General features: G+C 55.5%; 7 protein-coding genes and 1 tRNA gene. 2 read left to right on the top strand and 6 right to left on the bottom strand.

The annotated features are described in order from the left end of the window. Positions 1–78: 78 nt before the first annotated feature. From Q0I19_RS05985 to Q0I19_RS05960, 6 genes are all read right to left on the bottom strand, one after another. On the bottom strand, positions 79–942 hold the full coding sequence (locus tag Q0I19_RS05985; protein ID WP_005927770.1) for a VirB6/TrbL-like conjugal transfer protein, CD1112 family: 864 nt from the start codon (positions 940–942) through the stop codon (positions 79–81). 86 nt (positions 943–1,028) lie between these two features. After that, a complete protein-coding gene (locus tag Q0I19_RS05980; protein ID WP_005922889.1) occupies positions 1,029–1,244 on the bottom strand; it encodes a Maff2 family mobile element protein in 216 nt (71 codons plus the stop codon). A 64-nt stretch (positions 1,245–1,308) separates the two neighbouring features. Further along, positions 1,309–3,117 carry a VirD4-like conjugal transfer protein, CD1115 family gene (locus Q0I19_RS05975; RefSeq protein WP_296023403.1) on the bottom strand — a complete coding sequence of 603 codons (1,809 nt, stop codon included), beginning with the start codon at positions 3,115–3,117 and terminating at the stop codon, positions 1,309–1,311. Then, the gene (locus tag Q0I19_RS05970; protein ID WP_294759347.1) at positions 3,114–3,584 is read right to left on the bottom strand and encodes a PcfB family protein; all 471 of its coding nucleotides are present in this window, start codon (positions 3,582–3,584) and stop codon (positions 3,114–3,116) included. Before Q0I19_RS05970 ends, Q0I19_RS05975 begins: the two co-directional genes overlap by 4 nt. Positions 3,585–3,684: 100 nt before the next feature. Further along, positions 3,685–4,599, bottom strand: a complete 915-nt coding sequence (locus Q0I19_RS05965) for a DUF6017 domain-containing protein (protein ID WP_117504254.1) — start codon at positions 4,597–4,599, stop codon at positions 3,685–3,687. Positions 4,600–4,781: 182 nt separating this feature from the next. Next, positions 4,782–5,021 (bottom strand): hypothetical protein, encoded by a 240-nt coding sequence (locus tag Q0I19_RS05960; protein ID WP_294759344.1) that lies wholly within the window; start codon positions 5,019–5,021, stop codon positions 4,782–4,784. A 64-nt stretch (positions 5,022–5,085) separates the two neighbouring features. On the opposite strand from Q0I19_RS05960, the gene Q0I19_RS05955 reads away from it, so the two are divergent. Together Q0I19_RS05955 and Q0I19_RS05950 are read left to right on the top strand one after the other, a co-directional pair. Then, positions 5,086–5,172 (top strand) — tRNA-Leu (locus Q0I19_RS05955). Between the two features lie 269 nt (positions 5,173–5,441). Next, positions 5,442–6,377, top strand: coding sequence for a GTP-binding protein (locus Q0I19_RS05950; protein ID WP_294759343.1), 936 nt, complete (start codon positions 5,442–5,444; stop codon positions 6,375–6,377). The last annotated feature ends 9 nt before the right edge of the window (positions 6,378–6,386 follow it).

Below are 6,386 nucleotides of genomic sequence, written 5' to 3'. Positions count from 1 at the left end.
CGAATAAGACTTTGGATTTTACATGGGTCAAATCTTTGGGAACGGTCACATACGCCATACGTTTTTCCTTTCTCGGCTTTAGTGGGCACCGAATACCGACTTGCTGATGCTGCCGGTCTTGAACAGACAAAAGCAGAGCAGAACGGTGTAGCCCATGCAGCCCCAGATGGCCCCGGCAATGTCCGCCGCGCCCGAAATATTGCGTATCAGCACCGCGTAGATGCCCACGACAATCATAATCAGGAACGCTTGGAAACCCAGTGCCAGCAAAGATTTCAAGTAATTCTGCCCGGTGCTGCGCCACTCGCTGCTGCCCATGGTCGCCAGCGGGATAGGCCCCAGCGCGGTGACAACGTAAATCTCGATCATGCGGCCATAGGTCACAAGAAAAATGCAGATGGAGAGGATGTTCATGGTCAGGCCCACCACGAGGGTCTGGAACCACAGGCTGAGCAGACTGCCGATGGTCATGCTTTCCAGCTGAAATTCCAGTCCGGGTATCAGGCGGTCAAAGTGGATGGATGTTTCGCCGATGATCACGCCGGAGCTTTGGTTGACAACGCTCTGGGTGGCATCGAACACACCCATAACGATATTCCATGTGTTGCTGACTATGAGGATGGCAAAGGCAGACTTGAAAATCCAGCGGAAGAACATGGAAGTATCGAAGTCGTGCATATTGTTCTTTTCGGTAATCATCTGGATAAGCTCATGGCACATCACAAGGGCAAGGATGGCCGCTGCAATGGGCAGCACCACCGTTTCGGACAGACTGCGCAGCATATTGAAGATGCCGCTGTTCCATGCCTGCGGGGTGGAGCCAACATCCGAAGCGATTTCGCCCACCTTGGCGTTTACGTTGTCGAACAGGCCGGAGAGGTTGCCCGTGATGCCATCTATCAAAATGCCTTTTATCCATTTCTCGATGATCTCACTAATCAAGCAAAGATACCTCCTTTCCCGCGCCCTCCCATGTGAGCGGGAGAGCGCGGTGGGGTCTCAAAGATGGATGTACGGATAAGTTGAGGTTAGCCCAGCAGCCCGGACAGCAGCGGGACAAGGGTCACGCCGATCAGGGCAACGCCGCCGCCCGCGACCAGCTGCTTGACGCCCTGGCTCTTGCTGCCGGGGTTATCCTGTCCGTAGCCCTCCAACAGGTTGATGCCGCCCCAGACACACAGGGCACCGCCCAGACCGACCACGATGGTCTGCAAAGTATCGACTGCGCTGTTGAAAAATTCCATAAGGTCCTCACTTTCTGCCGCTTGTTCTGCGGCACTCAAAATTGTTTTTTCAAAAAATACCGCCTCATTCGGCGGCTGCATCTTCATCCGACAGGTCGATTTCGTACAGGTCAAAACTTTCGTCCTGTGCGACTACCTGCTGCCGTTTCCGGCGCAGGGTGGATAAGAACCTGTCCACATCAAAGGTATTCTTTTTGTCCGCATCTGCAAGGTACTTGTAGTGCGGGTGTTTGGTAATGTCGAACTTCTCCGAGAAGAACGGCCTCACGCCCCGCAGCTGCAAGATGCACCTGCCGCCGTCCATGATTGCGATTTCGTCCTCTGACATCAACGCCTTTCCTAGTTTTTGATAGTTCAGTCCGTGGGAGGTTTGAGAACCCCGGTTCTCGCTGGTGTTGAAACTGTCGATGGTCTCTTTCCCCAGCGCATCGGAGATCTCTTTGGCATTCTTGCCCCGCCCACTCAAAAAGAGAACAGAATCGCAGTTGTCCGAAATGATTTCGGCCGCATCCTTGTAGATGGCTTTTAGCTGCGACTGGCTCTGCAAAATGATGGATGCCGAGATTTCCCGGCTGCGGATGGTGGCGATCAGCTTGTCGAAGTTGGGAATCTGCCCGATGTTGGCGAACTCGTCCAGAATCAGCCGTACATGGACAGGCAGCCGACCGCCGTATTTATCATCCGCACGGTCACACAGCAGGTTGATAAGCTGGCTTTGGAGCATGGCGAGAATGAAGTTGAAGGTGGTGTCCGTGTCGCTCATAATCAAAAACAGCACCGTCTTTTCATCCCCGATGGTGTCCAGCTCCATTTCATCGTCCTCCATCAGTTCCCGCACCTCCCGGATGTCAAATGGGGCTAAACGGGCACCACAGCTTATCAGGATGGAGGAACGGGTCTTGCCCGCCGACAGCAAAAACTTTTTGTACTGCCGGACGGCGAAGTGGTCCGGGTCTTTCTGTTCCAGCCGTTCAAACATGAGGTCCACCGGGCTTTGAAACTCCGGGTCGTCCTCGCGGGCTTCACTGGCATTTATCATTTCCAGCAGGGTGGTGAAGTTCATTTCCTCTGCCGGAGCCTCGTACCAGATGTAGCCAATCAGGGCCGTGTAGAACAGCCGTTCCGACTTCACCCAAAAATCTTCCGCTGACTTTTCACCCTCGCCCTTGGTGTTGGCGATCAGGGTATTCACCAGCTTCAGCACGTCCTTTTCCGAGTGGATGTAGACAAACGGGTTGTACTTCATGGACTTGGAAAAGTTTATCGTGTTCAGGATTTTTACCCGGTAGCCTGCCCGCTGGAACATTTGGCCTGTTTCCAGAACCAGTGTGCCTTTCGGGTCTGTGACCACAAAGGACGTGGGATAGTCAGAAGTGGGAAAGCATTGCATGAGGTTGGGCTTGACGTAAAACCGCGTCTTGCCGCTGCCGGAGCCGCCGATCACCAGTACATTCTTGTTCCGGGCCGTCTTGGGGTCTTTGGGCCGCCCGGTCATGGTCAGGCGTTCGGTCTGGGTCAGCAGGATGTTGTTTTCAAACTTGGGGTCGATGTACGGGGCAATGTCTTTGGCGGTGCCCCACCGGGCAGAACCGTATTCCTCGCCCTTGCGGTACTTCTTGGCGTTCTTGCCCTTGCTGTACACGATGAGCCGGACAGCCACCGCACCAACAACACCCACGCACAGGTCAAACGGATGCAGGCTGGGCAACGGGTTTGCAAAGGCGGCAGAGATGCCGCCCGTCAGGTGGAGCAGCTTGGCCGAAGCATCCGCGCCCGCAGCCAGACGGTACGCCTGCCCGCATTTGGCGAACAGGTACACGAACAGCAGATACGGCAGATTCAGCACCAGCAGCTTTTTCAGTTCAGGCTTCATCGTTCCAGCCCCCTTTGCTTGATTTTTTCTTTGGCGCGTTTCGGCTGCTGGGCCGCTTTCTGCTTGGCTGCGGTCAGCACCTTGCGGATGGAGGGCCGCTGCTCCTTGGAGAGCGTTTTAGCCGTGAACTCCCGGAACGCCTGTTCCAGATTATCCGCATCCTTGGCCTTGAAGATCACGATATAGTGGGGCGGCTGGGTGGTCTTGTCCTTGCGCAAGGTGAAGTCCACGCCGTACTTCTTGGCGCAGGGCTTGAACGCCCCGATGTTCGCTTCCGTGACTTCAATGTTGGTCAGGGCCGCGCCGTGGGCTTTCAGCTGTTTCAGGCTTTGCTTGCCGTGATGCAGCTTTGGCCCCTTGGCCCGGTGCTGCAAGTATTTTTTCAGCGCAGCTTGCAACGCTTGGGCGGTGAGCTTGCCCGTTTTCATGGACAAAGCAATGGTTTTCTGGGTGACTTCTTCCTGCAATATGAATCCCTCCTTGTTGCAGAAAATTCAGGGTAGCAGCTAGGGCGGAACCACCAGCCGCCGCAGGTAAAGGGTTCTCATGGGTAGACGCTCCTTTCGGTCAGGTGTTGGGCGGGCGGCCCCAATCGGGCTGCGCCATATCGTGCGCCACAAGGGACGCATAGTAGCTGTTGATGGTGCTGGGGGCGTTGAACAGCATGGCCCGCAGGTATTGCTTGATGTTGCGGACTTTGGTGGTGTTGTCCCGCAGGCAGTCCATGACGAACTCGATGTGATGGCTGTCCAGCTTCAAGAATTTCGCCTTGACCAGCTCTGCCGGGTAATCGTCCCCGGCCACCCGGATGGACTTGCGGGAAGTGCAGACCGTTTCCAGCAGGATGTCCACGATCTCGTCCAGCTGCTCCCGGTCTATCCGGGGATTCTGGGTGAGGGTGTCATACTCGATGTTCTCCAAAATCAGGTCCCGGTAGATTTGATAGGCCGCTTCCTTTCGGCTTCCTGTCCGTTCCGGCAGCGATGCCGCTGTCTCGTCCTCGTCCAAAGGCAAGGGGTTTGGGGAATGGATAGGAATGGAATCGGTATTTAATCCCTCTTTCTTTTGTTTTTCTGTAATTAGTTTATCTTTATTTAATTGCATTGGATTTTCCAACGTAGGGTTTTCCTGCGTGGGATTCTCCAACGTTGGATTTTCCAATGTAGGTGAAACCGATGCAGGAACAGGCTGCGGCAGCTCGAAGATCACATAGTCTGCACCGCGCAGCCGCCCTTTCTCGTCCCGTTCTCTGGAACGCTGGATGTAGCCTGCCTGTTCCAGTTCCCGGATGGCCTGCCGTATCGCGTCAATGCTTTCCCGGTTGATACGGGCCAGCCCTTGCAGGGTGTAGTCCCAATCTTCCGGCAGGGAGAGCATTTGGGAGAGTAAGCCCTTGGCTTTCAGGGACAAGGCCCGGTTCCGCAGGTGGTGGTTTGACATGACCGTGTAGCCGCTGTTCTTTTCTACCCGAAAAACTGCCATTTCACGGATGCCTCCTTTCGTTGTAAACAAAAAAAGCAGCGTTCATTTGCTCCCGGTGATGGGAGAAGTGAACGCTGCGCGTACTTGATAATTTTTAGGTTGTGTGGTATATAAAAGGCAACTGTTTTTTCAATACAGCCGCCCATCGGGGTGCGACACAAGCAAGTTGCTATCCGATGACCTCAAAAACAAATTGTACTACGATGGTTTTCAAAAAATGCTGTATCACTACTCGCACCAAAGAAAAGCTCCAAGCTCAGGCTTGGAGCTTTTTCTTTGGTTTTGCGGGGAAGAGGATTTGAACAGGGCGGCGCACCGCAGTGCGCAGCCAAAGCCCCGGTGGGGCTTTGGTTAGCCCGCGGGAAAATCCCTTCATCCGCACTCCAAAAAATCCGATATTTTTCCGCAAAACCGCTTGACATTTATAGTTACCCATGCTATAATAACAAACGTCGTCAGGGCAAGCCCCTTGCGGCAAGCCAATATGCGGATGTGGCGGAACTGGCAGACGCGCTAGATTCAGGTTCTAGTTCCCTTAAAAGAGTGTGGGTTCAAATCCCTTCATCCGCACCAAAGAAAAGCTCCAAGCTTAGGCTTGGAGCTTTTTCTTTGGTCTTGCGGGGAAGAGGATTTGAACAGGGCGGCGCACCGCAGTGCGCAGCCAAAGCCCCAGTGGAGCTTTGGTTAGCCCGCGGGAAAAACCCTTCATCCGCACCCCGAAAAATCCAACCTAGGCTTACAGCTTTTTCTTTGGTCTTGCGGGGAAGAGGATTTGAACAGGGCGGCGCACCGCAAAAAATCCAACCTATCTTTTTACCGACACAACAGGGGAGGGGTCATCTTTGGTACAGGTCGATTTGATCACCGGCTTTCTCGGTTCCGGCAAAACCACCTTTCTGCGACATTGGGTGCAATACCTGACGGCGCAGGGGCATAACGTCTGCATTCTGGAAAACGACTTCGGCGCAGTCAACGTGGATGTTCTGCTGCTGCAGGATGTCCTCGGCAGCCGCTGCAATATCGAGAGCATCTCCGGCGGGTGCGACTGCGACACCCACCAGCGCCGTATGCGCACCAAGCTGATCTCGCTGGCCATGCAGGGGTATGACCGCGTGGTCGTGGAACCCAGCGGCATCTTTGATGTGGACGAGTTTTTTGACATCCTGCGGGATGACCCGCTTGACCGCTGGTACACCTTGGGCAATGTGTTTGCCGTGGCGGACGCCGTGCTGCCGCCGCAGCTTTCGCGGGAGGAGGAATATCTGCTTGCCAGTGAGGCCGCCAAGGCAGGGCGGATTCTGGCCAGCCGTGTGCAGCTTCCGGGCGCAGCAGATTGCGGTACCCTGCTTGACCGCCTAAACGCCGCGCTGGCAAGCTGCCGCTGCCCCCGTCGGTTTACCCCGCAGGATATCCTGTATAAAGACTGGGCCACCTTGACCGACGCCGACTTCGCCGCGCTGGATCACAGCGGCTGGCGGCAGGCGGACTACGTCAAGCTGCCTTTTGACGAGCATAATGCCTTTTCCTCGCTGTATTTCCTGGAACTGCCGCTGACCGAAAGCGCCCTGCGCGCCGCCGTGCCGCAGCTGTTTGCCGACCCCGCCTGCGGGCATATCCTGCGCCTGAAAGGCTTTGTGCCGTCCGCCGACGGCTGGCTGGAGATCAACGCCACCCCTGCCAGTATGACCGCACAGCGCGTGCCGCAGGGGCAGCAGGTGCTGATCGTCATCGGGCAGGGGCTGGACAAGGCAAAGATCGAAGCGCATCTGGCGCAGTAAGGAGCCGCT

It is taken from the genome of uncultured Gemmiger sp. (genome assembly GCF_934561205.1).
GTDB lineage: Bacteria > Bacillota > Clostridia > Oscillospirales > Ruminococcaceae > Gemmiger.
This window is presented reverse-complemented; position numbering and strand designations above follow the sequence as displayed.

Excerpts from the sequence above, each read along its gene's own strand:
- Q0I19_RS05980 (WP_005922889.1), bottom strand. The coding sequence starts at position 1,244 with ATGGAATTTTTCAACAGCGCAGTCGATACTTTGCAGACCATCGTGGTC.
- Q0I19_RS05975 (WP_296023403.1), bottom strand. The coding sequence starts at position 3,117 with ATGAAGCCTGAACTGAAAAAGCTGCTGGTGCTGAATCTGCCGTATCTG.
- Q0I19_RS05965 (WP_117504254.1), bottom strand. The coding sequence starts at position 4,599 with ATGGCAGTTTTTCGGGTAGAAAAGAACAGCGGCTACACGGTCATGTCA.
- Q0I19_RS05960 (WP_294759344.1), bottom strand. The coding sequence starts at position 5,021 with ATGTCAAGCGGTTTTGCGGAAAAATATCGGATTTTTTGGAGTGCGGAT.